The sequence below is a fragment of the Pseudomonas sp. GM74 genome, assembly GCF_000282455.1.
GTDB lineage: Bacteria > Pseudomonadota > Gammaproteobacteria > Pseudomonadales > Pseudomonadaceae > Aquipseudomonas.
This window is the reverse complement of the sequence record NZ_AKJG01000106.1, coordinates 1-26,355: the sequence shown is the minus strand read 5'-3', so window position 1 is coordinate 26,355 and position 26,355 is coordinate 1. Positions and strand designations below refer to the sequence as shown.

18 protein-coding genes are annotated in these 26,355 nt (G+C 61.9%); 12 read left to right on the top strand and 6 right to left on the bottom strand.

All coding sequences use genetic code 11. The annotated features are described in order from the left end of the window. Positions 1 to 4 precede the first annotated feature (4 nt). Positions 5 to 475 (top strand): LEA type 2 family protein, encoded by a 471-nt coding sequence (locus PMI34_RS07800; RefSeq protein WP_008052186.1) that lies wholly within the window; start codon positions 5 to 7, stop codon positions 473 to 475. Positions 476 to 490: 15 nt separating this feature from the next. On the opposite strand, the gene PMI34_RS07805 is transcribed toward PMI34_RS07800, so the two are convergent. Together PMI34_RS07805 and pssA are read right to left on the bottom strand one after the other, a co-directional pair. Beyond that, the gene (locus tag PMI34_RS07805; protein ID WP_008052185.1) at positions 491 to 1,507 is read right to left on the bottom strand and encodes an AraC family transcriptional regulator; all 1,017 of its coding nucleotides are present in this window, start codon (positions 1,505 to 1,507) and stop codon (positions 491 to 493) included. A 128-nt stretch (positions 1,508 to 1,635) separates the two neighbouring features. After that, on the bottom strand, positions 1,636 to 2,979 hold the full coding sequence (gene pssA, locus PMI34_RS07810; RefSeq protein WP_008052184.1) for a CDP-diacylglycerol--serine O-phosphatidyltransferase: 1,344 nt from the start codon (positions 2,977 to 2,979) through the stop codon (positions 1,636 to 1,638). Between the two features lie 247 nt (positions 2,980 to 3,226). Between pssA and PMI34_RS07815 the strand changes: the two genes are divergently transcribed. The 3 genes from PMI34_RS07815 (at position 3,227) to PMI34_RS07825 (ending at position 5,303) form a co-directional block, all read left to right on the top strand. Then, positions 3,227 to 3,790 (top strand): TetR/AcrR family transcriptional regulator, encoded by a 564-nt coding sequence (locus PMI34_RS07815; RefSeq protein ID WP_032829789.1) that lies wholly within the window; start codon positions 3,227 to 3,229, stop codon positions 3,788 to 3,790. Positions 3,791 to 3,846: 56 nt separating this feature from the next. After that, complete coding sequence (locus tag PMI34_RS07820) at positions 3,847 to 4,323, top strand: nuclear transport factor 2 family protein (protein WP_008052182.1); 477 nt, start codon at positions 3,847 to 3,849, stop codon at positions 4,321 to 4,323. Positions 4,324 to 4,523: 200 nt separating this feature from the next. Further along, complete coding sequence (locus PMI34_RS07825; protein WP_008052181.1) at positions 4,524 to 5,303, top strand: TSUP family transporter; 780 nt, start codon at positions 4,524 to 4,526, stop codon at positions 5,301 to 5,303. On the opposite strand, the gene nudC is transcribed toward PMI34_RS07825, so the two are convergent. Continuing rightward, entirely contained in the window at positions 5,271 to 6,101 is an 831-nt protein-coding gene (gene nudC, locus PMI34_RS07830) for an NAD(+) diphosphatase (protein WP_008052180.1), read from the bottom strand. The two genes, PMI34_RS07825 and nudC, sit on opposite strands and share 33 nt — an antisense overlap. Before the next feature lie 6 nt (positions 6,102 to 6,107). Further along, positions 6,108 to 6,920 (bottom strand): crotonase/enoyl-CoA hydratase family protein, encoded by an 813-nt coding sequence (locus PMI34_RS07835; protein ID WP_008052179.1) that lies wholly within the window; start codon positions 6,918 to 6,920, stop codon positions 6,108 to 6,110. 776 nt (positions 6,921 to 7,696) lie between these two features. Here PMI34_RS07835 and glgA point away from each other — a divergent pair. From glgA to PMI34_RS07870, 8 genes are all read left to right on the top strand, one after another. Further along, the gene (gene glgA, locus PMI34_RS07840) at positions 7,697 to 9,280 is read left to right on the top strand and encodes a glycogen synthase GlgA (protein ID WP_008052178.1); all 1,584 of its coding nucleotides are present in this window, start codon (positions 7,697 to 7,699) and stop codon (positions 9,278 to 9,280) included. 12 nt (positions 9,281 to 9,292) lie between these two features. Continuing rightward, positions 9,293 to 11,089 carry a malto-oligosyltrehalose trehalohydrolase gene (treZ, locus tag PMI34_RS07845; RefSeq protein WP_008052177.1) on the top strand — a complete coding sequence of 599 codons (1,797 nt, stop codon included), beginning with the start codon at positions 9,293 to 9,295 and terminating at the stop codon, positions 11,087 to 11,089. Further along, positions 11,086 to 13,164: a 4-alpha-glucanotransferase gene (gene malQ / locus PMI34_RS07850; protein WP_008052176.1), complete on the top strand. Its 2,079-nt coding sequence runs from the start codon at positions 11,086 to 11,088 to the stop codon at positions 13,162 to 13,164. Before treZ ends, malQ begins: the two co-directional genes overlap by 4 nt. Continuing rightward, a complete protein-coding gene (locus PMI34_RS07855) occupies positions 13,161 to 15,956 on the top strand; it encodes a malto-oligosyltrehalose synthase (RefSeq protein WP_008052175.1) in 2,796 nt (931 codons plus the stop codon). Before malQ ends, PMI34_RS07855 begins: the two co-directional genes overlap by 4 nt. Before the next feature lie 21 nt (positions 15,957 to 15,977). Further along, on the top strand, positions 15,978 to 16,298 hold the full coding sequence (locus tag PMI34_RS07860; RefSeq protein WP_008052174.1) for a DUF2934 domain-containing protein: 321 nt from the start codon (positions 15,978 to 15,980) through the stop codon (positions 16,296 to 16,298). Positions 16,299 to 16,528: 230 nt separating this feature from the next. Then, positions 16,529 to 18,691: a glycogen debranching protein GlgX gene (gene glgX / locus PMI34_RS07865; protein ID WP_008052173.1), complete on the top strand. Its 2,163-nt coding sequence runs from the start codon at positions 16,529 to 16,531 to the stop codon at positions 18,689 to 18,691. A 213-nt stretch (positions 18,692 to 18,904) separates the two neighbouring features. Continuing rightward, positions 18,905 to 19,663, top strand: a complete 759-nt coding sequence (locus PMI34_RS0127435) for a PIG-L deacetylase family protein (RefSeq protein ID WP_032829788.1) — start codon at positions 18,905 to 18,907, stop codon at positions 19,661 to 19,663. Positions 19,664 to 19,758: 95 nt separating this feature from the next. Beyond that, complete coding sequence (locus PMI34_RS07870; RefSeq protein ID WP_008052171.1) at positions 19,759 to 20,559, top strand: endonuclease/exonuclease/phosphatase family protein; 801 nt, start codon at positions 19,759 to 19,761, stop codon at positions 20,557 to 20,559. A gap of 144 nt (positions 20,560 to 20,703) precedes the next feature. On the opposite strand, the gene glgB is transcribed toward PMI34_RS07870, so the two are convergent. After that, positions 20,704 to 22,935: a 1,4-alpha-glucan branching protein GlgB gene (gene glgB, locus PMI34_RS07875; protein WP_008052170.1), complete on the bottom strand. Its 2,232-nt coding sequence runs from the start codon at positions 22,933 to 22,935 to the stop codon at positions 20,704 to 20,706. A gap of 2 nt (positions 22,936 to 22,937) precedes the next feature. Continuing rightward, complete coding sequence (treS, locus tag PMI34_RS07880) at positions 22,938 to 26,279, bottom strand: maltose alpha-D-glucosyltransferase (protein ID WP_008052169.1); 3,342 nt, start codon at positions 26,277 to 26,279, stop codon at positions 22,938 to 22,940. Positions 26,280 to 26,355: the final 76 nt, after the last annotated feature.

Sequence of the window (26,355 nt, the reverse complement as noted above, 5' to 3'; positions counted from 1 at the left end):
CTCCATGCGCAGCCTCCACGCGGTCCTGATTTCCCTCCTGCTCTGCCTGAGCGCCTGTTCCTCGCTGCCCAATCGAGACCCGTTGAAAATCAACGTCGTGGGTGTCGAGCCCCTGCAAGGCGAGGGCATGGAAGTGCGTTTTGCCGTGAGAATCCGCGTGCAGAACCCCAATGACACCACCCTCACCTACAGCGGCGTCGCCCTGGACCTGGACATCAACGGCCAGCCCTTCGCCTCAGGCGTCACCGATGAGAGAGGTACGATCGGGCGCTTTTCCGACACCATCGTGACCGTGCCGGTCAGCGTTTCGGCATTTTCGGTGATTCGCCAGACCTATGGTATCAGCCAGATGAAAACGCTCAACAACATGCCTTATGTCCTGCGCGGCAAGCTCTCGGGTGGGGTGTTCAACACGATGCGTTTCGTCGACAGTGGCACACTCAATCTGCCTGGGCCGATCACTGGCACCCGTTGAAAACCTGCGAGCAATTCACTCGGTGTCATTGAGAATCAGGCTGCGGTAATGCCCCGGATTTGACCCCGACCACTTGCGAAACGCCTTGTAGAACGAACTGACGTCAGCGAACCCCAGCCGCGTGGCGATTTCACTGAAGCTGATCGCCGGCTCGGCCAACCAGACGATTGCCAGCTCCTTGCGCACGCCGTCCTTGAGGCCTTGATAGGTTTGCCCTTCTTCGGCCAGTCGGCGGCGCAAGGTTGAAGCCGACATGCACAGGCGTTGCGCCAGGGCTTCGGTTTCCGGCCAGTGTTCGGCCGGCAGATGGCGCAGGTCGTGTTTGATGCGGCTGGCCAGGCTCTGCGGATCGCGGTACTTGACCAGAATGTTCGCCGGCGCACGAGCCAGGAATCGCTCGAGTTCTTCAGGGCTGCGCTTGATGGGCAGGTCCAGGCAATCGGCGGAGAAAATCATCCGCGTCCGCGGGCGGTCGAAGCGTAGGTTCTCGGAAAACATCACCTGATAGTCATCGCAGAAATCCGGCTTCGAACAGCGCAGTTCGATGGCCAGGATCGGAATCCGTCGCCCTGCCAGCCAGCAGGCAACACCGTGCACGATCATCCAGTAGGTGAAATAGGTGAAGGCCCGGCGCGGGTCCTTGTCGTCCTCCAGCAGGACGATTTCCGCCAGGCTTTGCTGACGCACCAACTGCGCCGGCAGGTGTTCGAGGATCAGCGACAGGAACCCCAGGCCGCTGGCCACTCCCGCCGCCACGTTGGGCTCAAGCATGGCGCTGCGACACAGGAACGCGAAGCTGCCGGATTTGAGTTTGCGCGGGTCCATGCCAAAGAACTCATCATCCCCGCGCCGGGCCAGTAACCGCCACAGCCGCGCATAAGCCGTGGCCGGAACACGGGCGTCGGTGCTGCCCAGCAGCTGTGGGTCGATACCAACCTTGCTCAACACCTCATCCGTGGCAATGCCCGGCGCGCAGCTTTGCAACAGTGCTTCACGCACCAGTTGAATGGAGATGGTGTCTTTTTCCGACATGGATCGCGGCAAGCCCTGTTCTTGTTTGAGTGGGGGGCATATTAGCCGAAACCACCCGCTCAACGCAGATCCCTTGTGGGAGCGGGCTTGCCCGCGAAGGCGTCAGTCGCCGCAGGCTGCGATCTTTTTCAGAGGATGCGGTAGAGCAACCGCTCGATCCGCACGCGACTCACACGCTTGAGGAACTTGGCCACGCCCGCCGGGTATTCGGCCAGGGTTTCCAGATTCTGGAATTGCTCGATTCGCCGGGTGTGCTGGAAGATCTCTACCAGCTCTTTACGACGCGGCTCCAGCAGCTCGCCATGGGGATCATCGATCAGCAAAGCGTTTTCCAGATCGAGTCGAAACGCCCGGGGGTTGAGATTGTTGCCGGTCAGCAAGGTATAGCGCCGGTCGATCCACATGCCCTTGAGGTGGTAGGTGTTGTCGCCATCACGCCACAGGTGCAGGTTCAACTGCCCGCTGTCGATGTTGCGCTGATGACGCTTGGCAAACCGGCGCAAGCTGATCTCGTACAGGTACGGCAGCGCCGAAATGACCCGGAACGGTTCGCTCGGCGGAATGTAGAAGTCGTTGGCCGTCTTGTCGCCGACCACAATGTCGATCTTCACCCCACGGGCCAGTGCGCGGTTGAGCTCGCGGATGATCGCCAGCGGCAGGTTGAAGTACGGGGTGCAAATGGTCAGTTGCTGCTGGGCGCTGGCGATCAGTTCGCAGATCACCCGGTTCAGCGGATTGTTCTTGCCGACGCCGAGCAGCGGGCTGACGGACAGACCGGTCCTGTCGGTGGTGCCCCGCGTGGTGTCGTACGCCGCGTGCTTGAGACGGCTGCGCAGGTCACCGATATCATGGCGCAGGCTGCGGGTGGTCGGCAGGTTCGGCAGGTCGAGGCGGTGCACCGCCTTGGACGCCACCAGGCCGTGCTGCACCAGGTGCTGCATCGAATCGGCCAGTTCACGATTGTGCAGCAGGTGATAGCGGTCGTAGCGGTACTTGTCGAACTTGTGCAGATAGACGTTGTTCAGGCTCGCGCCGCTGTAGATCACACAGTCATCGATCACGAAGCCTTTAAGATGCAACACACCGAACAGTTCGCGGGTTTGGACCGGGACGCCGTAGATCGGCACTTCGCTGGCATGGGTGCGGGTCATTTCCTGATACCAGGCGGAGTTGCCCGGTTGCTTGCCGGCACCGATCAGGCCGCGCTGGGCGCGCAGCCAGTCGACGACGACCACCACGTCCAGGTCCGGACGCGCCAGTTTGGCCGCGTGCAAGGCATCGAGAATTTCCTGGCCGGCTTCATCCTGTTGCAGGTACAGCGCAACGATATAGATGCGCCGGGTCGCGCTGGCGATTTTCTCCAGCAGGCAACCACGGAATTCGGCAGCGCCGGAGAGGACGCTGACGGCATCGGCCGTCAGCGGAAAACTGCGCAACTTGGGCAGCAGGGAGCGTTTGAAAAGCGACGGCATAGGGCTCGCAATGGGTCGAATCCGAAGAACCCAAGAGCTTACACCATCGCTGGGTTCGGGTCTTGTTACTGTCTGTAATGCCCTCTTCGCGAGCAAGTCGAATCGTCGCACCGCCGCTCCCACAGGGGAACGCATTTCAAATGTGGGAGCGGCGGTGCGACGATTCGACTTGCTCGCGAAGACCATTTATCAGGCACTACAAAAATATCGATTGACCAAGGAGAACGATCGTTCTACTGTTAGCCACATGAACGAAATCAATAGCAATGACACACGCGACATCATTCTGGATGTCACCGAAAAGTTGATCTACAAAAGTGGCATAGCCGCCACTGGCATGGATCTTCTGGTGAAAACCGCCGGCGTCTCCAGAAAAAGCGTCTACCGCTACTTCGCCAACAAGGACGAACTGGTGGTGGCCGCCCTGCAACGCCGCGACCAGCGCTGGATGCACTGGTACAGAGGCGCAGTCGGCCAGGCACAAACCCCGGCCGAGCGACTGCTCAACCTGTTTACCGTACTCAAGTCGTGGTTCGCCTCCGAAGGTTTCCGTGGCTGCGCTTTCATCAACACCAGCGGCGAGACCGGCGACCCGCAAGACCCGGTGCGCCTGATCGCCAAAGAACATAAACAGAAGCTGCTCGACTACCTGTGCGAGCTGTGTACCGAACATGGTGCCGAGGATCCGCAGAGGCTGGCCAGACAGCTGCTGATCCTGATCGATGGTGCCATTACCGTGGCGCTTGTAATGGGTGATCACAGTGCCGCCGATAATGCGCAATGCATGGCGCGAAAGTTATTGGACCTGTAGCCACTCAATCAAGCTCGACACAATGTTGGAACTTTAACTTGATACGGAGACTTGAAATGTCTAATGCCGAAGTTCGTCCGCCATTACCCCCTTTCACCCGTGAATCGGCCATTGAAAAAGTTCGCTTGGCCGAAGACGGCTGGAACTCCCGGGACCCGGAGCGCGTGTCCCTGGCCTATACCCTGGACACCCAATGGCGTAACCGCGCCGAGTTCGCCCACAACCGCGAAGAAGCCAAAGGCTTCCTGACCCGCAAATGGGCCAGGGAGCTGAACTACCGACTGATCAAGGAGCTCTGGGCATTTACCGACAATCGCATTGCCGTGCGTTATGCCTATGAATGGCACGACGATTCGGGCAACTGGTTCCGCTCATATGGCAACGAAAACTGGGAGTTCAACGAGGACGGCCTGATGGCCCACCGCTTCGCCTGCATCAACGACATGCCGATCAAGGAAAGCGAGCGCAAGTTCCACTGGCCGCTGGGGCGTCGACCTGACGATCATCCAAGCCTGTCGGATCTTGGCCTGTAAACACTGATCCAAAATGTGGGAGCGGGCTTGCTCGCGAAGGGGCCATCAGATCCAACATTGACGTTGGCTGACACACCGCTTTCGCGAGCAAGTCGAATCGTCGCACCGCCGCTCCCACATTGGTTTTGTGTTGTACAGGTGAGTAAGATGTCGCCCCTTCCCCGCAGCCTCTTTCTGCACCCGCCGAATAAGCCGATCCCATGCCTTTCGAACTCAGCGTTGACCTCTCCACCCTGGCCATCCTGGCCTTAGTCGCTTTTGTTGCCGGTTTCATCGACGCCATCGCCGGTGGCGGTGGGCTGCTGACCACCCCGGCCCTGTTGACCGCCGGCCTGCCGCCGCACCTGGTGCTGGGCACCAACAAGCTCAGTTCGACCTTCGGATCGGCCATTGCCAGTTTCACCTTCTACCGGCGCAAGCTGTTCCACCCCGCGCAATGGGTGCACGCCATCGTCGGTACCCTGGTCGGCGCGCTGACCGGTGCCGTGGTCGCCCATTACCTGCCAGCAGAATGGCTGAACAAAATGCTGCCGGTGATCGTCTTCGCCTGTGGCGTTTACCTGTTGTTCGGCGGCACGCCGAAAGCGCCGCTGGACAGCGAGGCACCGATCAAGAAAAAGTGGCAGTCGACCCAAGGCTTCAGCCTCGGTTTCTATGACGGCGTGGCCGGTCCGGGCACGGGCGCGTTCTGGACCGTGAGCAGCCTGCTGCTCTACCCCATCGACCTGGTCAAGGCCAGCGGCGTGGCGCGCAGCATGAACTTCGTCAGCAACGCGGCAGCGCTGTCGATCTTCATCTTTTCCGGTCAGGTGGACTGGGTCATCGGCCTGTGCATGGGCTCGTCGTTGATGGTCGGCGCCTTCTTCGGCGCCCGCACCGCCATCAGTGGCGGCGCGAAATTCATTCGCCCGGTGTTCATCACCGTGGTGCTGGGCCTGACCGTACGCCTAGCCTGGCAGCACTGGTTCAGCGTGGCCTAAACGCCGGGCCACGTAGACGTCGATCAGGTAACGGGCAATCGAGCGTGACGCCGGCAACGGCGGCAGCTCGTGCACGTTGAACCACTGGGCGTCCTCGATCTCGTCTTCCTGACAGACGATCTCGCCACCGGCATATTCGGCGTGAAAGCCGAGCATCATCGAGTGCGGGAACGGCCAGCACTGGCTACCCATGTACTGGATGTTCCTGACCTCGATGCTCACCTCTTCGCGCACCTCGCGAACCAGGCAGTCCTCGGCCGATTCGCCCGGCTCGGCGAACCCCGCCAATGTGCTGTAGACACCGCTGACAAAACGCGGTGAGCGTGCCAACAGCACTTCATCGCCTCGAGTCACCAGTACGATCATGCTCGGCGAAATCCGCGGGTAGCTGCGCAGATCGCACGGCTGGCAATACATCGCCCGTTCGCGCGGTACCTGGGTCATGGCCTGACCGCAGTTACCGCAAAAGCGGTGCTCGCGGGCCCAGGTGCCGATCTGTGCGGCGTAACCGAGCACCTTGTAGACCGTGTGATCGCCTTCGAGCATGAACGCCCGCAGGCCTTTCCAGTTGCAACCCGGCACTTCGCTGTGACTGCGCAATTCCAGCAGATAGACCGGCTCGCCATCGAGATGACCGATGCCATGCTCGGCGAGAATCGACAGGTCCTGGCGCTTGAGCCATTCACGCGGGAACAATGCGCCATTGTCATCGAACAGAAAGCCTTCGGGGCTGCGCGCGACGGCCCAGCCGCCGGGTTGGTCGGTGTCCAGTACTGCGGTGGTCCAGCGAGGAATCATGGTTAATCAATCCAGAAATTCGGGTTTCTGTTTGCTCATATGGGCGGCCATGGCCACGCGCAGATCGGTCGATTGCAGCATGGCGGCGTTCCAGGTGGCGATGTATTCGAGGCCGTCATCGATGCGATGGTCACGCATGTAGCTGATCATCTCCTTGGTGCCGGTGACGGCGATCGGCGACTTGCTGGCGATTGCGTAGGCAATGCCCATGACGCCGTCGAGCAGGCTGGCGCTGTCGCTGTAGACGCGATTGACCAGGCCCATGCCCCGCGCTTCATCGGCGCCGAAGGTGCGACCAGTGTAAGCCAGTTCGCGCAGCATGCCGTCACCGATGATCCGCGGCAAGCGTTGCAGCGTGCCCACGTCGGCGGCCATGCCGATGTCGATTTCCTTGATCGAAAACTGTGCGTCCTCGGCGGCATAACGCATGTCGCACGCGGCAATCAGGTCGATGGCGCCCCCCAGGCAGTAACCCTGAATGGCCGCAAGCACCGGTTTGCGGCAGTTATCGACGGCATTGAACGACGCTTGCAGGGTGAGGATCTTGCGTCGCAACAGGCGCGCATTGCGTCCGACGTCCTTGCCCAGTTCATTGGCCACACCGGCCAGCATCATCAGATCGATCCCCGAGGAGAAATGTTTGCCTGCGCCGCTGAGGACCACCACGCGCACTTCATCGGTGTCGTCGATCCACCGGAAGATCTCGACGATCTCACTCCAGAACGCCGCGTTCATCGAGTTGATCTTTTCCGGGCGGTTGATCTGCACATGGGCGACTTTATCGACCAGTTCGACGGTGAACGCTGTGTACTGAGACATGCCAGTGATCCTTTTGCGGGCAAAAATGAGGCCCGAACTATAACAAGGCCCCAAGGTTAATGCCGATCAGTTAATCCACAACGCAATCTGTAGCAGCTGGCGTAGCCTGCGTCCGGCTGCGTAGCAGTCGTAAATCCGGCTTGCACGATCTCTCTGACGTACCGCGAACTCCGATTTTACGACTGCTGCGCAGCCGGACGCAGCCTTCGGCAGCTGCTACAAGGAAGGCGTAGCGTCCGGGTTCGCCTAACTGATCGGTATTAGGCATCAAGGGGGGCAGTAAGGCAGTGGTTCGGCCAAATGCGGGACTTGCCAGGCACGCACCACAACAGTGCACCGACATCAAAACGCGGCGCACATTTATGTGACTGCCCCATGACTTTCTGAAGCCGAAACGCAAAAAAACATGCACTTCGTCGGGGCGTTTGCACTGCGATCAGGCACGTCCGTACCGCTACAAACCGATTGTCGAACAATTTTGCCATCTGCCCTTTACCGCTCTAAGTTCTGGCCTAGACTCATTTTCTAAAAGCGAAACCGGTCGGTCACAAAGTGGAAAAATAGTCGAAACTTTTTCCAATCCCGATCGGTCCTCTGACAAGAAGGTGCGTTGCGACTGGTGCAATCTTTGCAACGGCTGATTCAACCCTTTTGCTTCGACGCATTGGGCAGCGCTTGCTCACTGATGCGCAGCGCGTTTGCGCCGGCCACGGGAATTGGCCATGGAACACCGTTTGCCAGACCTAAGAATTAGATCAACAACACGGGAGATTCATATGATCAGTACGGCTTTGGAAATACAGGGAGAGCGTGCTCATCAGGTCGGCGAATCGAGCGCCGTTACTGCCGCAAACACCCAACCCGTCAGCGTTCCAGGCACCAGGCCCCTGACCCCGGCAGCCAAGCACAATCCAAACCGTAAAAAAGTCCTGTTCGTCACCTCGGAAATTGCCGACCTGGTGAAAACCGGTGGCCTGGGCGACGTCTCCGCGGCGCTGCCACGGGCCATGGCCCATCTGCACGATGTACGGGTGTTGATCCCCGGTTACCCGCAAGTGCTGCATAGCGAGAACCCCATTCATATCATCGGCGAGCTTGGCGGTCATGCCGCGCTGCCACCGTGCAAGATCGGGCGCATGGACATGCCTGATGGTCTGGTCATTTACGTACTGATCTGCCCCGAACTCTACGAGCGCGAAGGTTCGCCCTACGGCGCCAACAACGGCCGCGACTGGCCGGACAACCATATCCGCTTCGCCCGCCTGGGCCTGGCGGCGGCCGATATTGCCGCCAACCTCGCGCAGATCCATTGGTGCCCGGACCTGGTGCACGCCCACGACTGGCCCGCCGGCCTGGCACCGGCCTACATGCACTGGCGTGGGCAGCGCACGCCGACGCTGTTCACCATCCACAACCTGGCGTACCAGGGCGTGACCAGCCTGGGTTCGTGCCCCGAATTGGGCATCCCCCATCACGCGCTGCAGCAGGAAGGCATGGAGTTCTACGGCAAGATGTCGTTCCTCAAGGCCGGCATGGCCTATTCGAGCCACATCACCACGGTCAGCGCGACCTACGCCCAGGAAATCACCACCCCGGATTTCGGCTGCGGTCTGGACGGGTTCCTCGCCGCCAAGACCCAGCAAGGCCTGCTCAGCGGCATTCCCAACGGCATCGATGAAAGCTGGGATGCGGCGACCGATCCGCACCTGTTCTGCCCGTTCAGCATCGGCGACTGGGAAGGCAAGGCCGTGAACGCCGCCCATGTCCGCGAACTGTTTGGCCTGGAGGACTCCGAAGGGCCGCTGTTTGCCGTGGTTTCGCGCCTGGTCTACCAGAAAGGCCTGGACCTGACCGAGGCGGTGTCCGAATACATCGTCAAAAACGGCGGCCAGATCGCGATCATCGGTCGCGGCGAACCGGAAGAAGAACAATCGATGCGCGAACTCGCCCTGCGTTTCCCCGGGCAGATCGGCGTGCGCATCGGCTTCAACGAAACCGACGCCCGGCGCATGTTCGCCGGCAGCGACTTCCTGCTGATGCCTTCGCGTTACGAACCCTGCGGCCTGAGCCAGATGTACGCCCAGCGCTTCGGCTCGTTGCCGGTGGCACGCAATACCGGTGGCCTGGCCGACACCATCGAAAACGGCGTGACCGGTTTCCTGTTCGATGAATCCACGGTGCAGAGTTACCAGGAGGCCCTGAGCCGCGCATTCAAAGTGTTCGCCTTTCCCGACCTGCTGCACGCCATGCGCTGCCGGGCCATGGCAGCACCATTCAACTGGTGCAAGGCGGTCGAACCCTACGCCGAGCTCTACGAACAGCTTGTGGCCAAGGCATTGGGGAAATCGAACAAACAGTAAGAGGCTTTCAAGATGCCGTTACGGACCCTTGAGACCTGGCCCCACGGCGCAATCATGCTGGACGCGGAACACACGCGATTCGCGTTGTGGGCGCCAGATGCGTTCTACGTCAGTGTCGAACTGGAAAATGGACAGTCCTTGCCGTTGTTGCCCCAGGCCGACGGCTGGTTCGTGAGCAACATCCGATGCGCGGCGGGCACGCGTTACCGCTACAGCATCGACGGCGAACTGGAAGTGCCCGACCCGGCCTCCCGCGCTCAAGCCGGTGATATCGACCGGCACAGCGTGGTGGTCGATCCGTTGGCCTATGCCTGGCAACACAGTGCCTGGCCGGGGCGGCCGTGGAACGAAGCGGTGATCTACGAACTGCATGTCGGTGCGCTCGGCGGCTTCAGCGCCGTCGAGCAGCATCTGGCGCGGCTGGTCGAACTGGGTGTGACCGCAATCGAACTGATGCCCGTCGCGCAGTTTCCCGGTGAACGCAATTGGGGTTATGACGGCGTCCTGCCCTACGCGCCCCAGGCGTCATACGGCTCCCCCGAGCAGCTCAAGCACTTGATCGACACCGCCCATGGCCACGGCCTGGCGGTGATTCTCGACGTGGTCTACAACCACTTCGGCCCGGACGGCAATTACCTGCATCGTTATGCCAAGGGCTTTTTTCGCGAAGACAAGCACACGCCGTGGGGAGCCGCCATCGACTTCCGTTGTCGCGAAGTCCGGGACTTCTTCATCGAAAACGCCTTGATGTGGCTGCTCGAATATCGTTTCGACGGTTTGCGCCTGGACGCGGTGCACGCCATCGAAGACCCCGATTTCCTCCAGGAACTGGCGCGACGGGTACGCCAGCAGACGGGGCCGGCGCGGCATGTGTGGCTGATGGTGGAGAACGAACACAACCAGGCCAGCCTGCTCGAACAAGGTTACGACGCGCAGTGGAACGATGACGGACACAACGCCCTGCATGTGTTGCTGACCGGCGAAACCGAGGCCTATTACGCCGACTACGCGCACAACCCCACCGAACAACTGGCGCGCTGCCTGAGCCAGGGTTTCGTGTTCCAGGGCCATCTCAACCGCCATGGTGTGGCGCGGGGCGAACCCAGCGGGCAGCTGCCGCCCAGTGCATTCATCCTGTTTTTGCAGAACCATGACCAGATCGGCAACCGGGCCTTCGGCGAGCGCCTGCATCAACTCGCCCACCCGCAAGCGCTGCGGGCCGCCACCGTATTGTTGCTGTTGTCGCCGATGATTCCGCTGCTGTTCATGGGCGACGAGTTTGCCGTCGAACAACCCTTCCTGTTTTTCACCAGCCACCACGGTGAATTGGCCAAACAGGTTCGCGACGGTCGGCGCAACGAATTTGCGGCGTTCAGCACCTTTGCCGACCCAAACCTGCGCGAACACATTCCGGACCCGAATGATCCGCAGACGTTTGCCGCGTCGCGCCCGGTCCTGCCATCGACCAGCCATCGCCAGATGCACGACCTGTATCGCCGACTGTTGCAGCTCCGTCACCGGCACATCATCCCGCGCCTGCCGGGCGCCCAGGCTCTGGGCAGCGATGTGCTGGGCGAAGGCGCGATCAGTGCCTCCTGGCGCTTGGGCGATGGCAGCCAGCTGCGCATTGACCTGAACCTCAGCGCCAGGCCCGTAGCCCACACCTCACAGACCGGTGCCACGCGCTTGTTCGAATACCCGCCACAGAACCCCGACCTGCCGGCCCCAAACACCCTTGCCCCGTATTGCGCGCTCGTCACCCTCGCCGCCGCAGTGCCCTTTGCTACCTCGTTTGGAGAGCGTCCATGAGTGATGCGCAACTGGAAATCCTGGCCAGCCGTGCCGGCCTCGCCGTCGACTGGATCGACGCCAACGGCCGTCCGCAAAAAGTCGCACCTTCCGTGTTGCGCAACGTGCTGACCGGCCTTGGTCACCCGGCCGGCAGTGCCCAGGAAATCGACGCCAGCCTGCTGGAGCTGCAAGAGGCGCAACAGACCCATCACTTGCCACCATTGATCACCGCCGATGTCGGGGCGGGCCTGGACCTTGCGCGTTTTTTCGAACCTGGAACCCCTTGCGAAATCCACCTGGAGGACGGTTCGCGCCTCAACCTGAAACTGGACGCCAACGCGGTGCTGCCGGGGCTGGTGCCGGTCGGCTATCAACAGGTCAGCATCGACGGACAAAGCTTCACCCTGGCCGTGGCCCCGGCCCGTTGCTATAGCGTGGCCGATGCCGTGGACAACCCGATCCCCCGTGCCTGGGGCCTGAGCGTGCAGCTGTATGGATTGCGCCGCCCCGGCGATGGCGGATTTGGTGACACCCAGGCGCTGGAAGACCTCGCCCGGGTGGCCGGCGAGCGTGGCGCCGAGGCGCTGGCGATCAGCCCGCTGCATGCGATGTTTTCCAGTGACACCCGACGCTACAGCCCCTATTCGCCGTCCAGCCGCCTGTTTCTCAACAGCCTTTACTGCGCCCCCGGCACCATTCTCGGCGAACGCGCGCTGCGTACCGCCATTGATGCAACCGGGCTGGCCGTTGAACTCAAGGCGCTGGAGGAGCGTCCGCTGATTGACTGGCCGGCCGCCGCCGAAGCCAAGCATCGGTTGCTGCAGTCGCTGTACGAAGGTTTCGTCCAGGGCGAGCACCCCTTGCACGAAGACTTCAGCAGTTTTCGTCACGCCGCCGGCGAAGCGCTGGAAAACCACTGCCGCTTCGAAGCCATCCAGGAGGCGCGCGCCGCCCGGGGTGAACACCTCGACTGGCGGCAGTGGCCCGAACCCTGGCGCAACCCGCGCAGCGCCGAACTGGCGGCATTCGCCGAAGAGAATGCCGGGCGCATCGGCTTCTTCGCTTTCTGCCAGTGGCTGATCACGCGCTGCCTGGAGCGCGCGCAAACCGCCGCCCGCGCCAGCGGCATGAGTATCGGCCTGATCGCCGACCTGGCCGTCGGTGCCGATGGCGGCGGCAGCCAGGCCTGGAGCCGTCAGGACGAACTGCTCGCCTCCCTCACCGTCGGAGCACCACCGGACATTCTCAACCGCACGGGCCAGGGTTGGGGGATTTCCGCGTTCTCCCCTGAAGGCCTGGTGCGCAATGGTTTCCGGGCCTTCATCGAAATGCTGCGGGCCAACTTCGCCCACTGCGGTGGCTTGCGCATCGATCACGTCATGGGCTTGCAGCGTTTGTGGGTAGTCCCCAATGGCTCGCCGCCAGCGGACGGCGCCTACCTGTATTACCCGGTGGACGATCTGCTGCGCCTGCTGACCCTGGAATCCCATCGTCACCAGGCCATCGTCCTGGGCGAAGACCTCGGCACCGTGCCGGACGGCCTGCGGGAAAAACTCATCGCCCGCTCGATGCTGGGCATGCGGGTATTGCTGTTCGAACAGGACAACACCCACTTCAAGCCGATCCTCGACTGGCCGGACAACGCCCTGGCGACCACCAGCACCCATGACCTGCCCACCCTCAACGGCTGGTGGCATGGCCGCGATATCGACTGGAACGCCCGGCTCGGCATGGTCGATGCCAGTGGCGAAATCGAATGGCGTCAGCACCGCGAACGCGAGCGCGAAGGCCTGCGTCGGGCGTTGAGCCAGGACCCGCAGAACTTCCGCGAAGAGTCCCACGAAACCGATCAGGTGCTAGATGCCAGCGTGCGCTTCCTCGGTCATACCCGGGCACCCTTGGTGCTGCTGCCTCTGGAAGATGCCCTGGGTGTCGAACAGCAAGCCAATCTGCCCGGCACCACCGACACCCACCCCAACTGGTCGCGGCGCTTGCCCGGTTACAGCGAAGCCCTGCTCGATGGGGCGGATGCCGCGCGACGCCTGGAGTTGCTCGCCTGTGCGCGACTCCAGGCGGCCGAGCGTGATCGATGACTCAGGTGCCGACCCGTCCACTGCGCGCCACCTTGCGCCTGCAATTTCACAAAGGCTTCACGCTCGAAGATGCGGTGCCACTGGTGCCGTATTTCGCCCGTCTCGGCATCAGCCATGTCTATGCTTCCCCGCTGTTGCGCGCCCGTGCCGGATCGATGCATGGCTACGACGTGGTTGACCCGACCCGGGTCAACCCGGAGCTGGGCGGTGAGGCGGCGCTGCGCAGCCTGGTCGGCGCCCTGCACGGGCACAACATGGGATTGATCCTCGACGTCGTCTCCAACCACATGGCGGTCGGCGGCAGTGATAATCCCTGGTGGCTGGATTTGTTGGAGTGGGGGCGCCTGAGCCCCTATGGCGAGTTTTTCGATATCCAGTGGCACTCCCCCGATCCGTTGATGGAAGGCCAGTTGCTCCTGCCGTTTCTGGGCAGCGACTACGGCGTCGCATTGCAGGACGGTACCCTGCCCTTGCGATTCGATGCCTGGCACGGCACGTTCCATGTCGAGCACTACGAACACCGCTTTCCCATTTGTCCAGGCGATTACGGCGAATTGCTCAGGGTCGATGCACCGCTTGATGCGCAACAGGCCGAACAACTGAAAAACCTGGCCGATCGTTTCAGCACCCTGAGCTACCAGACCGACGCCCACAGCCTGGCCCTGCCGCTGAAAGCGGAACTTCGCGATCTGGTCAGCGATCCGGCCCTTGCCCAGGCCATCGAGCAGCACCTGAACAACTACGACTCATTGACCAGCGAAGGCTTCCAGCGCCTGCACAACCTGCTGGAACGCCAGAGCTATCGCCTCGCCAGTTGGCGCACCGCCGCCGATGACATCAACTGGCGGCGCTTCTTCGATATCAATGAACTCGGCGGGCTGCGCGTCGAGCGTCCCGCCGTGTTCGAAGCCACCCACGCGAAGATCTTCCAACTGGTGGCTGAAGGGCTGATCGACGGGCTGCGCATCGACCACATCGACGGCCTCGCCGACCCACGAGGTTACTGCCGCAAGCTTCGCCGTCGGGTCGACAGCCTGTCAGGGGGCCGCCACCTGCCCATCTACGTCGAAAAAATCCTCGGCGAAGGCGAAACCCTGCATCGCGACTGGTCGGTGGACGGCACCACCGGCTACGAGTTCATGAACCAGTTGTCACTGCTGCAACAGGATCCACGGGGCGCGCAGACACTGGCCCAGCTCTGGCACCGTCACAGCGAGCGGCCTGACGACTTCTGCCAGGAAGCACAACTGGCGCGCCAGCAAATCCTCGCTGGTTCCCTGGCCGGAGATTTCGAAAGCGTTGCCCAGGCCCTGCTGCAAGTGGCCCGGGACAACCTCATGACCCGCGACCTGACCCTCGGCGCCATTCGCCGGGCCTTGCAGGCGTTGATCGTGCACTTCCCGGTGTACCGCACCTACATCGGCCCCCTTGGCCGCTCGGACCAGGACGAGGCGTTTTTCCGCCGGGCCATGGCCGGTGCCCGCCAAACCCTGGGCGAAGCGGACTGGCCGGTGCTCGACTGCCTGGCCGGCTGGCTCGGCGGTGAACCCTGGCGGCAGCGCCCGGCCGGTCGCGGGCGCAAACGCCTCAAGCACGCCTGCGTACGTTTCCAGCAACTGACCTCGCCGACGGCGGCCAAAGCGGTTGAAGACACCGCGCTCTATCGTTCGGCCGTCCTGCTCTCGCGCAATGACGTTGGCTTCAACACCGAACAGTTCAGCGCACCGCTCGCCGACTTTCATCAGGCCTGCATCGAGCGCCTCGATACCTTCCCGGACAATCTGCTGGCCAGCGCCACCCACGACCACAAGCGCGGGGAAGATTCACGGGCACGGCTGGCGGTACTGAGCGAGCGCAGCGGCTGGTACGCCGACCAGATCGGCCTGTGGCGCGCCCTCGCCCGGCCCTTGCGCAACGACGATCAAATGCCGTCGACGGGGGATGAATTGATTCTGTACCAGGCGATCCTCGGCAGCTGGCCGCTGGCGTTGGGTATCGATCATCCGCCCGCCCTCGAGGACTACGCAAAACGCCTGTGGCAGTGGCAACGCAAGGCCCTGCGCGAAGCCAAACTGCAAAGCGGCTGGAGCGCGCCCAATGACCCTTACGAGCAAGCGAGCGAGGACTTCATCCAGCATCTGTTGCTCAGCCCCGAAGGCGAACTGTTGCGCACCGCCCTGGCCAAGGCTGCCCGTTCGATTGCCGCCCCCGGTGCCCTTAACGGTTTGGCGCAAACCTTGCTGCGCATGACCGTGCCCGGCGTGCCGGATTTGTATCAGGGCAACGATTTCTGGGACTTCAGCCTGGTCGACCCGGACAACCGTCGCCCGGTGGATTACGCCAGCCGCCAGCAGGCGTTGCGGCAAACGGCGGACCTGTCGGACCTGTTGCAGAACTGGCGTGACGGGCGCATCAAGCAAGCCTTGATTGCGCGCACCCTGAGCCTGCGCGCCGAGCATGCCGAGCTGTTTCGGCGTGGCACTTACCAGGCCCTGGAAGTGGTGGGCAGCGAGGCCCATCGAGTGCTGGGTTTTGTCCGTGAGCGGGGGGGAAAACGCGCCATCGTGATTGTGCCGATACGGTGTGCCGATCTGCTGGAAAACAGTGCTGAACCACAGGTCCACGCGCCGCTGTGGGGCGATACCCGGGTCAAATTGCCGTTCACCGTCCCTGACGAACATCTGGAGGGACTTTTTTCCGGCATCACAGTCACAAAACACAGGGAGCTGCCGATCAGCGCCGCGCTGGGAGATTTCCCGGTCAATCTCATTATTCAAACTACCCACACTTGAGTTCAGTTCAGGAGCATTGCGATGAGTACCGACGATAAACGCATCCGCGAATTCGCCTATCAGATCTGGGAATCCGAAGGAAAGCCCGAAGGCCAGGAAGCCCGTCACTGGGAGATGGCGTGCAAACTGGCGGAAGCCGAAGCCCTGGCCCCGAAAAAACCGGCCAAGGCATCCGCGAACAAAACTCCGATCAGCAAAACGGCCAATGGCAAGGCTGGCGATGCCAAGGTCGCCGTACCAAAAACCAAGGCCAAACCGGCGGCGGCTTCGAAGGTGATCCCGCCGGGGGAAAAGGCGCTCGAGAAAAAACCCCGGGCGGCGCGAAAACCGCCGGCGGTTTGAATATGTCTTGAGGCCCCCTTCGTCGGAACGCCGCCCGGAGCAAGCCCGCTCCCACAGTGTTTGATGGTGTGGCTGCAATCCGTGGCAACTCGCAGGTCCCTGTGGGAGCGGGCTTGCCCGCGAAGAGGCCATCACTTCCAGCGTTGATGTTGTCTGACACACCGTTTTCGTCGGAACGCCGCCCGGAGCAAGCTTGCTCCTGCAGGTAGCCCCCGTTTACAGGAGTACCTATGACCAGTCCGAAGAAGGCCGCCGCGCCAGCCCCCCGCGTTGAAGCCACACGAATCCGCGAAGGCCTGCCCTTTCCGCTGGGCGCCACCTGGGATGGCCTGGGCGTCAACTTCGCCCTGTTTTCCGCCCACGCCACCAAGGTTGAACTGTGCCTGTTCGACGACGCCGGCGAGGTGGAACTCGAACGCATCGAACTGCCCGAATACACTGACGAGATCTATCACGGTTACCTGCCCGACGCCCATCCGGGGTTGATCTATGGCTATCGCGTCTACGGCCCCTACGACCCGGCCAACGGCCATCGCTTCAACCCCAACAAACTGCTGATCGACCCCTACGCCAAACAACTGGTCGGCAAGCTGAAATGGTCCGAAGCGCTGTTCGGCTACACCATCGGCCACCCCGACGCCGATCTCAGCTTCGATGAACGGGACAGCGCGCCCTTCGTGCCCAAATGCAAGGTCATCGACCCGGCGCACACCTGGGGCCACGATCATCGCGTCAGCGTGCCGTGGGACAAGACGATCATTTATGAAACCCACGTGCGCGGCTTCAGCATGCGTCACCCTGCCGTCCCCGAAAACCTGCGCGGCACCTTTGCCGGGTTGATGGTCGATGACGTGGTGGAACATATCCGCAAGCTCGGCGTGTCGACGGTAGAGCTGCTGCCGATCCACGCATTCGTCAACGACCAGCATTTGTTGCACAAGGGCATGACCAATTACTGGGGCTATAACAGCATTGCGTTCTTCGCCCCCGACCCGCGCTACCTGGCCAGTGGCAAGATCGCCGAATTCAAGGAAATGGTCGCGCACCTGCACGAAGCCAATCTGGAAGTGATCCTCGACGTGGTCTACAACCACACCGCCGAGGGCAACGAGCAAGGCCCGACCCTGTCCATGCGCGGCATCGACAATGCGTCCTACTACCGCCTCAAGCCCGATGACAAGCGCTTCTATATCAACGATTCCGGCACCGGCAACACCCTGGACCTGAGCCACCCGTGCGTGCTGCAAATGGTCACCGACTCCCTGCGCTACTGGGCCTCGGAAATGCACGTGGACGGCTTCCGCTTCGACCTGGCGACCATTCTGGGGCGTTACCACGACGGTTTCGACGAACGCCACAGCTTCCTTGTAGCCTGCCGCCAGGACCCGGTGCTGCGCCAGGTCAAACTGATCGCCGAACCCTGGGACTGCGGCCCCGGCGGTTATCAGGTCGGCAACTTTCCACCGGGCTGGGTCGAGTGGAACGACAAATTCCGCGACACCGTGCGCGCCTTCTGGAAAGGCGACGACGGCCAACTGGCGGACTTTGCCAGCCGCCTGACCGCTTCGGGCGAGATGTTCAATCAACGTGGCCGCCGTCCCTATTCATCGGTGAACTTCGTCACCGCCCACGACGGTTTCACCCTCAACGACCTGGTGTCGTACAACGACAAGCACAACGAAGCCAACGACGAAAACAATCAGGACGGCAGCAACAACAATCTGTCCTGGAACCACGGCGTCGAAGGCCCCACCGACGATCCCGAGATCAACGCGCTGCGCCATCGGCAGATGCGCAATTTCTTCGCCACCCTGCTGCTGGCCCAGGGCACGCCGATGCTGGTGGCCGGCGACGAGTTCGCCCGTACCCAGGACGGCAACAACAATGCGTACTGCCAGGACAGCGAAATCGGCTGGGTCAACTGGGACCTCAGTGAAGACGGCAAGGCCCTGCTCAAATTCGTCAAACGCCTGATCAAGTTGCGCCTGACCTACCCGGTCCTGCGGCGCGGGCGTTTCCTGGTGGGTAATTACAACGAGGATATCGGCGTCAAGGACGTGACCTGGCTGGCGCCGGACGGCACGCAAATGACCACCGAGCATTGGCACGATGCGCACAATCGATGCCTGGGCATGCTGCTCGATGGCCGCGCCCAGGAAACCGGCATTCGTCGCAAAGGCGTCGACGCGACGTTGATGCTGGTGGTCAACGCCCATCACGACATCGTCAATTTCCGTCTGCCGGAAGTGCCTGACGGTGGTTTCTGGACGTGCATGATCGACACCAACCAACCGGCGATCCGCGGCCAGGAGCGCTTCGAGTTTGGCCACGAGTACTCGGTCACCGGCCGCTCGTTGCTGCTGTTCGAGTTGCAACATGAGGAACAAGAGTAAAAAAGCCTACAGGCATTCATGGCCGCAACACCGCAGAGCGGAAAAATCATTCAGGACAGGTTCGCGACGCGACGAACAGCGTTACATGAGCAATACTCGATTCGCGGCAATCCAGGGTTTGGCTTGTCGCACTGCTATCAACGAGCCCTCACGGGTCTGCCGGGCGTGTCCCGTGCACGACTGAAGGCGACGCAGAACAAGGACGTATCCACCATGAAACCCGTTTCCCTGAGCGAAGCCAGCCTGCCATCACAGATCTGGAACAGCGCCCCGCAACCGGGCAGCATTCCGGTCATCAGTCCCCAGTCACTGGTGCCCACCGGCGCACGCGCGGTGCTCATTGCCCCGCACCCCGGCGATGAAGTCGTGACCTGCGGCGGCCTCCTGCAATTGCTCAGCAACCTGGGCCACCCACTGCAATTGCTCTCGATCACTGACGGCAGCGCCAGCCATCCGGGTTCTCGGCAGTGGTCGGAAAAACGCCTCAGCGTATTTCGTCCCCAGGAAAGCGTCGAAGCCATCCGCCGGCTCGGGTTGCCGATGCACAGCCTGAAGTGGATTCGTGGCGGGTTTACCGACAACGCGCTGGCGGAATACGAAGAACAGATTACCCGATTCATCACACGCTACCTGCGCCCCGGCGATGTGGTGTTCAGCACCTGGCGCGAGGACGGCAACGTCGACCACGACACCGTTGGCCGCGCCAGCGCCAGGGCGGCGGCCGATATCGGGGCCACCTATATCGATGTACCGTTCTGGGCCTGGCACTGGCCGGCACGGGACCGGGAGCTGATTCCCTGGCACCGTGCCCGCAAGGTACGCCTCGATACCTGGACTGTCGCCCGCAAGAGCCACGCCACCCATGCCTACGCCAGCCAACTGGACGGCGAACCGGCCATCGGCCTCGCGCCGTCGCTGCCCCGACCGCTGCTGGAGCGTATCCGTTTGCCTTATGAAATCGTGTTGGTATGAACTCATCGATTATCGTTCGGCTCAGCCCATCGGACTGAACTGACTGCCGTCGCATCAGTCGCATACATAAGCAGCCCTGAGTCAGAGGAGTGCAAGTGGCCAGTCATTCAAAACGCCAGGCAGCCGAATCGACACCCTTGAACACGCCCCCGGCGATTCATCGGCTTCGGGTGCTGACGGTCAACACCCATAAGGGATTTACCGCACTCAACAGGCGTTTCGTCCTCCCCGAGTTGCGTGAAGCCGTGCGCAGTACGTCGGCAGACCTGGTGTTTCTGCAAGAAGTCGTCGGCGAACACGAGCGCCACTCCTCCCGCTACAACGATTGGCCACAAACCTCGCAATATGAATTCCTTGCCGACAGCATGTGGAGCGACTTCGCCTATGGGCGCAATGCCGTCTATCCCGACGGTCACCATGGCAATGCCCTGCTGTCGAAATACCCGATCCGCGAGTATCGAAATCTGGATGTTTCCATTACCGGCCCGGAACGCCGTGGCTTGCTGCACTGCGTGCTGGACGTGCCGGGGCATCGCGAAGTGCATGCCATCTGCGTTCACCTCAGCCTGCTGGAAAGCCATCGTCAACTACAGTTGCAATTGCTCTGTCAGCTCCTGGAGTCCTTGCCGGATGATGCGCCGGTGATCATTGCCGGCGACTTCAACGACTGGCAGATGCAGGGTAATGCCGCCCTTGCCCGCCGCGACTACTTGCACGAAGCCTTCGAACGCCACCTTGGTCGTCCGGCCAAAACCTATCCCGCGCGGTTTCCCTTGCTGCGCCTGGACCGCGTCTACCTGCGCAATGCCAGCAGCCATGAACCGAAAATACTGGGGCACAAGCCGTGGACGCACCTGTCCGACCATCTGCCGCTGGCAGTTGAAGTGCATCTCTGAACCACGGCCATTCATTGCCAGGTGTCGGCGTCGATAGCACCGGCCCCTTCGCGAGCAAGCCCGCTCCCACACGGGATTTGAGTACGACATCAATCCAGTGTGGGAGCGGGCTTGCTCGCGAATAGCAGCACCGCCGACTTCAGATCAGCCCTGCGGCCGCAACATCAACACCGCCAACGGCGGCAAATTCAGCACCAGCGACAACGCCTGGCCATGGCTCGGCACCTCTTCGGCCAACGCCCCGCCACTGTTGCCGTAGTTGGAACCGGCATAGATGGACGAATCGCTGTTGAGCACCTCGTTCCACTGCCCGTCAAACGGCACCCCGATGCGATAAGCCTCACGCGGCACCGGCGTAAAGTTGGCCACCACCAGCACCGGTTCGCCGTCCTTGCTCCAGCGCAACCACGCATAAACGCTGTTGATCGCGTCATCGCCGATCAGCCATTGGAAACCCTGGGGCACATCGTCCTGCTCATGCAGCGCCGGCTCTTCGCGGTACAAGCGGTTGAGGTCGGCCACCAGTTTTTGCACGCCCTTGTGTTCGGGATATTGCAGCAGGTACCAGTCCAGTTGCTGGTCATGGTTCCACTCGCGCCACTGGCCGAATTCGCAGCCCATGAACAACAGCTTCTTGCCCGGATGGGCCCACATGAAACTCAGGTAGGCCCGCAGGTTGGCGAATTTCTGCCAGCGGTCGCCGGGCATCTTGTCGATCAGCGAATGTTTGCCGTGCACCACTTCATCGTGGGAGATCGGCAGGATGAAGCGCTCGGACCACGCGTACACCAGGCCGAAACTCAGCTCGTTGTGGTGATGGGCGCGGTACACCGGATCCTGCTGGATGTAATGCAGCGAATCGTGCATCCAGCCCATGTTCCATTTGTAGGCAAAGCCCAGGCCACCCTGTTGCGTGCCCTGGCTGACACCCGGCCATGCGGTGGATTCCTCGGCGATCACCAGCGCCCCGGGCGCTTCGAGGGCCACCACGTCATTGAGGTGGCGCAGGAAGTCGATGGCTTCCAGGTTCTCCCGCCCGCCATGGCGGTTCGGCACCCACTCGCCGGCCTTGCGCGAGTAGTCGCGGTACAGCATCGAGGCCACGGCATCGACCCGCAGGCCGTCGACATGGAAATGCTTGAGCCAGTGCAGCGCCGACGCCAGCATGTAGCCGTGCACTTCGGTGCGGCCCAGGTTGTAGATCAACGTGTCCCAGTCCTGATGGAACCCTTCCTGGGGGTTGCCGTACTCGTACAGCGCCGTGCCGTCGAATTGGGCCAGGCCGTGGGTATCGGTGGGGAAATGCGCCGGCACCCAATCGAGAATCACCCCGAGATCGGCCTGGTGGCAGGCATTGATGAACGCGGCGAACTCGTCGGGCGTGCCATAGCGCGCACTCGGCGCGAATTGCGACAGCAACTGATAGCCCCACGAACCGCCGAACGGATGCTCCATGATCGGCATCAGTTCGATATGGGTGAAGCCCAGGTCTTTGACATAGGGAATCAGCCGCTCGGTCAGTTCGGGCCAGGTGTACTGGCGGGCCACTTCGCCCAGGTCGTCCAGTTCGCATTGCCACGAACCGGCGTGCAATTCGTAGATCGACAACGGCGCCGTCACCCGCTGGCGGTCACCCCGGGCCAACATCCAGTCCTGGTCCTGCCAGTCGATGTTCAAGGGCGAGGCGACTTTCGAGGCGGTGTCCGGTGGCAGGCTGGTGGCCAGCGCCACGGGATCGGCCTTCAACGGCAGGATCCCGTGGGAGCCGAGAATCTCGTATTTGTAGGTGTCCCCGGCTTGCAGGCGCGGGATGAACAACTCCCAGACTCCAGTGGGATGGCGCAGGCGCATCGGGTGCCGGCGACCGTCCCAGACGTTGAAATCACCAACCACCGATACCCGCCGGGCATTCGGTGCCCACACGGCGAAACGCACGCCGTCGACGCCGTCCACGGTTTTCAGTTGCGCGCCCAGGCACCCGCTGAGGTCGCGGTGATTGCCTTCGGCGAACAGGTACAAATCCATTTCGCCCAACAACGGGCCGAAGCTGTAAGGGTCTTCGGCAGTCTGTTCGCCGCCGGCCCAACGGGTACGCAGCAGATACGCCTGCGCACGGTCGAAATGACCGACGAACAGCCCCGGTGTCTCTGTGGCTTCAAGTTGGCCCAGCTCTTGCCCGGAGTCCCTGGCCAGCACCTGCACACTCAGGGCGCCCGGCAGATACGCGCGAATGAATTGCCCGCCAGCGCCATCGGCGTGGGGGCCGAGAATGGCGAAAGGATCGATATGCTCGGCACGCACCAATGCATCGATATCCCGCGCCCTGGGCAGCAACGCTTCTTTGTGATGACCCTGTTCCTTGTTCGAGACACTCATGACTACTCTCCACCAAGATCGGAAAAGGGTTTAAGCCCACTCAATAATCCATATAAACCGTGCAACGGCACGGGCAACCAGGTGGGGCGATTTTCCGCCTCATAGGCCACTTCATACGCCGCCTTCTCCAGACCGAACAACGCCAACGCGGCATCCTCGCCTTCGGGATCTTGCCATGCATGGGCAAGACTAGCTGCCGCCAGCCGATAAGCGTCGACAAATGCCTGCCGCGCCTCGCTCAAGTAGCGCTCGGTGACCCGCAAGCGCGCGGCATCTGCCGCCGCGGTGTTATCGACGCTCTGCACATTGATCGCCATCGCCGCCGCGTAGTCGAAAGAGCGCAGCACGCCGCTGACATCCTTGTACGGGCTGTGTTTGCCCCGTCGTTCATGCAATGGCCGGGCCGGTTCGCCTTCGAAGTCGATCAGGTAGGCATCGCCCTTGATCACCAGCACCTGCCCCAGATGCAGGTCGCCGTGCACACGAATGCGCAAGCCGCCCGCGGTCTTTTTGCCCAATGCTTGTACATGGCCGAGGATGGCTTTCCTGTTGTCCAGTAAACGGCCGACCAGGGTCTGGTCCGCCGGGTTCAGTTGATGTTTATGCTGCTTGAGCAAGTTCAGCGCGTGCTCGACTTGCGCCGCGACATCCTTGGCCGAGGCCAGCGCCTCCTTCTGCGTGGTGACCTGGGGCAAGAAGTCCGGATTGGCACTCGGCGCCGCCAGCACCTGGTGCATTTCCCCCAGGCGCTGACCGAGCATAGCGGCGAAATCTTTCAGTTCGCCGAGCGCGTTGTAATGTTGTTCCTGTTCGGACACGGCGTCGGCCAGCTCATCGCGCAGCGCCCGTTCGAGGTTGTTCCGGGTCCACTCCCAGGCGTCGCCCTGATTGCTCAAGTAGCCTTGGGCAATCATCAGCAAATTGTCTTCGCCCGCGCCGTCCCGGCGCACCACGGCCCCCAGCAACGGCGAAATATTGCTGAACCCGGCTTGCGTCAGATACGCACTCATTTCCAGCTCAGGGTGCACACCGCTGGCGACCTTGCGGATCAGTTTCAACACCAGGCTGTTGCCGATCACCACCGAGCTGTTGGACTGTTCGGCGGACAGGTAACGTACCGACGACTCGGCATTGAGGCCGAGTTTTTCAAGTTCGGCGGTGGACTCGAAGCGAATGTCGCCATCGCTGGAGGCCAACACGGTACCGGTCTGAATGCCCTGCAATACGGCATGCACAAAGGTGTCCAGGCTGAAGGCATCGGTGATCAGGCCAACCTGGCGTCCGCGCCGTACCCGCGACAATGCCAATTGCTGCGGCAACGGCGTACCAACCTGATCTTCCGAGATGAAGCCGAACGGCAACTGGTAGCGGCTGCTCTGGCCAGCGCTGGTGACATTGATCTCGCCGAACAGCACCGGATGCTGCGGATCGCCAAACCGCACGCCATAGGCCAGGTCGACCTGCTCAATGGCGGCGTCCTTGCCCGCGAACCAGCGGCGGTTCTGCAGCCAGCTGGGCAGGATGCTTTGCTCCAGCGTGGTGCGTGACGGCGCTTCGAGCAGTTCCTCCATGCGCTTTTTCAGCACCAGTGTGGTGAAGTCCGGCAGGCTCTGTGCGGGCTCCACATGCCAGCTCGGCATCTGGTTTTCCGCGGCGAGGCCGAACCAGTAGAAGCCGTAAGGTGCCAGCGTCAGGAGGAAATTCAGCTGGCCGATGGGCGGGAACGCGTTACCCCCGAGCATTTCCACCGGCACCATGCCGACGTAGGCCGACAGATCCAGCTCGGCGGCCTGGGCGCTGCGCGACACGTTGGCCACGCACAGAATGACTTCGTGCTTGCCGTCCACCCCGGTGTATTCACGGGTGTAGGCCAGAATCCGCCGGTTGCTCGGCGACAGCATCTTCAACGTACCGCGCCCGAAAGCCTTGGATTGCTTGCGCACGGCGAGCAGGCGCCGGGTCCAGTTCAACAGCGAATGCGGGTCGCCGGCCTGGGTTTCGACGTTGACCGACAGGTAGCCATATTGCGGGTCCATGATCGGCGGCAGCACCAGGCTCGCCGGGTCGGCCCGGGAGAAACCGCCGTTGCGATCGATGGACCATTGCATCGGCGTGCGCACACCGTCGCGGTCGCCGAGGTAGATGTTGTCGCCCATGCCGATCTCATCACCGTAATACAGGGTCGGCGTGCCGGGCATGGACAGCAGCAGGCTGTTGAGCAGCTCGACCCGGCGGCGGTCGCGCTCCATCAGCGGCGCCAGACGCCGGCGAATCCCCAGGTTGATCCGTGCGCGGCGGTCGGCGGCGTAGTAATTCCACAGGTAGTCGCGCTCCTTGTCGGTGACCATCTCCAGGGTCAGCTCATCGTGGTTGCGCAGGAAGATTGCCCATTGGCAGTTGGCGGGTATATCCGGGGTCTGGCGCAGAATGTCGGTAATCGGGAAGCGATCTTCCTGGGCCAGCGCCATGTACATGCGCGGCATCAGCGGGAAGTGAAAGGCCATGTGGCATTCGTCGCCGTTCAGGCCTTTTTTGTCGGTGTCGCCGAAGTACAACTGGGTGTCTTCCGGCCACTGATTGGCTTCGGCCAGCAGCATGCGGTCGGGGTAGTTGGCGTCGATTTCGGCACGGATTTTTTTCAGGACGTCGTGGGTTTCCGGCAGGTTCTCGTTGTTGGTGCCGTCGCGCTCGATCAAGTAGGGAATCGCGTCCAGGCGCAAGCCGTCGATGCCCATGTCGAGCCAGTAACGCATCACCGACAGCACCGCTTTCATGACTTGCGGGTTATCGAAGTTCAGGTCCGGCTGGTGGGAGTAGAAACGGTGCCAGAAGTATTGACCGGCCACCGGGTCCCAGGTCCAGTTGGACTTTTCGGTGTCGAGGAAAATGATGCGGGTGCCGTCGTATTTCTGATCATCATCGGACCACACATAGAAGTCCCGGGCCGCCGATCCGGGTTTGGCCTTGCGCGCCCGCTGGAACCAGGCGTGCTGGTCGGAGGTGTGGTTGATGACCAGCTCGGTGATCACCCGCAGGCCGCGCTTGTGCGCCTCGGCAATGAACCGCCGGGCATCGGCCATGGTGCCGTAGTCGCTGTGTACGCCGCGGTACTCGGCAATGTCATAACCGTCGTCGCGCCGTGGCGAGGGATAGAACGGCAACAGCCAGATGGTGTTGACGCCCAGGTCGGCGATGTAGTCGAGCTTGGCGATGAGGCCGGGAAAGTCGCCAATGCCGTCGTTGTTGGAGTCGAAATACGATTTGACGTGGACTTGATAGATCACCGCGTCCTTGTACCAGAGCGGGTCCTTGATAAACGTGGCTGCCTTGGGTTTCTTCGCCATGTGAAACTCCTGGTGAATTCATAAAGGCCGCTCTCAAAACGCCCCCTGTAGGAGCTGCCGTAGGCTGCGATCTTTT

Coding starts and splice junctions, on each gene's coding strand:
- PMI34_RS07800 (WP_008052186.1), top strand. CDS start 5: ATGCGCAGCCTCCACGCGGTCCTGATTTCCCTCCTGCTCTGCCTGAGC.
- PMI34_RS07805 (WP_008052185.1), bottom strand. CDS start 1,507: ATGTCGGAAAAAGACACCATCTCCATTCAACTGGTGCGTGAAGCACTG.
- pssA (WP_008052184.1), bottom strand. CDS start 2,979: ATGCCGTCGCTTTTCAAACGCTCCCTGCTGCCCAAGTTGCGCAGTTTT.
- PMI34_RS07815 (WP_032829789.1), top strand. CDS start 3,227: ATGAACGAAATCAATAGCAATGACACACGCGACATCATTCTGGATGTC.
- PMI34_RS07820 (WP_008052182.1), top strand. CDS start 3,847: ATGTCTAATGCCGAAGTTCGTCCGCCATTACCCCCTTTCACCCGTGAA.
- PMI34_RS07825 (WP_008052181.1), top strand. CDS start 4,524: ATGCCTTTCGAACTCAGCGTTGACCTCTCCACCCTGGCCATCCTGGCC.
- nudC (WP_008052180.1), bottom strand. CDS start 6,101: ATGATTCCTCGCTGGACCACCGCAGTACTGGACACCGACCAACCCGGC.
- PMI34_RS07835 (WP_008052179.1), bottom strand. CDS start 6,920: ATGTCTCAGTACACAGCGTTCACCGTCGAACTGGTCGATAAAGTCGCC.
- glgA (WP_008052178.1), top strand. CDS start 7,697: ATGATCAGTACGGCTTTGGAAATACAGGGAGAGCGTGCTCATCAGGTC.
- treZ (WP_008052177.1), top strand. CDS start 9,293: ATGCCGTTACGGACCCTTGAGACCTGGCCCCACGGCGCAATCATGCTG.
- malQ (WP_008052176.1), top strand. CDS start 11,086: ATGAGTGATGCGCAACTGGAAATCCTGGCCAGCCGTGCCGGCCTCGCC.
- PMI34_RS07855 (WP_008052175.1), top strand. CDS start 13,161: ATGACTCAGGTGCCGACCCGTCCACTGCGCGCCACCTTGCGCCTGCAA.
- PMI34_RS07860 (WP_008052174.1), top strand. CDS start 15,978: ATGAGTACCGACGATAAACGCATCCGCGAATTCGCCTATCAGATCTGG.
- glgX (WP_008052173.1), top strand. CDS start 16,529: ATGACCAGTCCGAAGAAGGCCGCCGCGCCAGCCCCCCGCGTTGAAGCC.
- PMI34_RS0127435 (WP_032829788.1), top strand. CDS start 18,905: ATGAAACCCGTTTCCCTGAGCGAAGCCAGCCTGCCATCACAGATCTGG.
- glgB (WP_008052170.1), bottom strand. CDS start 22,935: ATGAGTGTCTCGAACAAGGAACAGGGTCATCACAAAGAAGCGTTGCTG.
- treS (WP_008052169.1), bottom strand. CDS start 26,279: ATGGCGAAGAAACCCAAGGCAGCCACGTTTATCAAGGACCCGCTCTGG.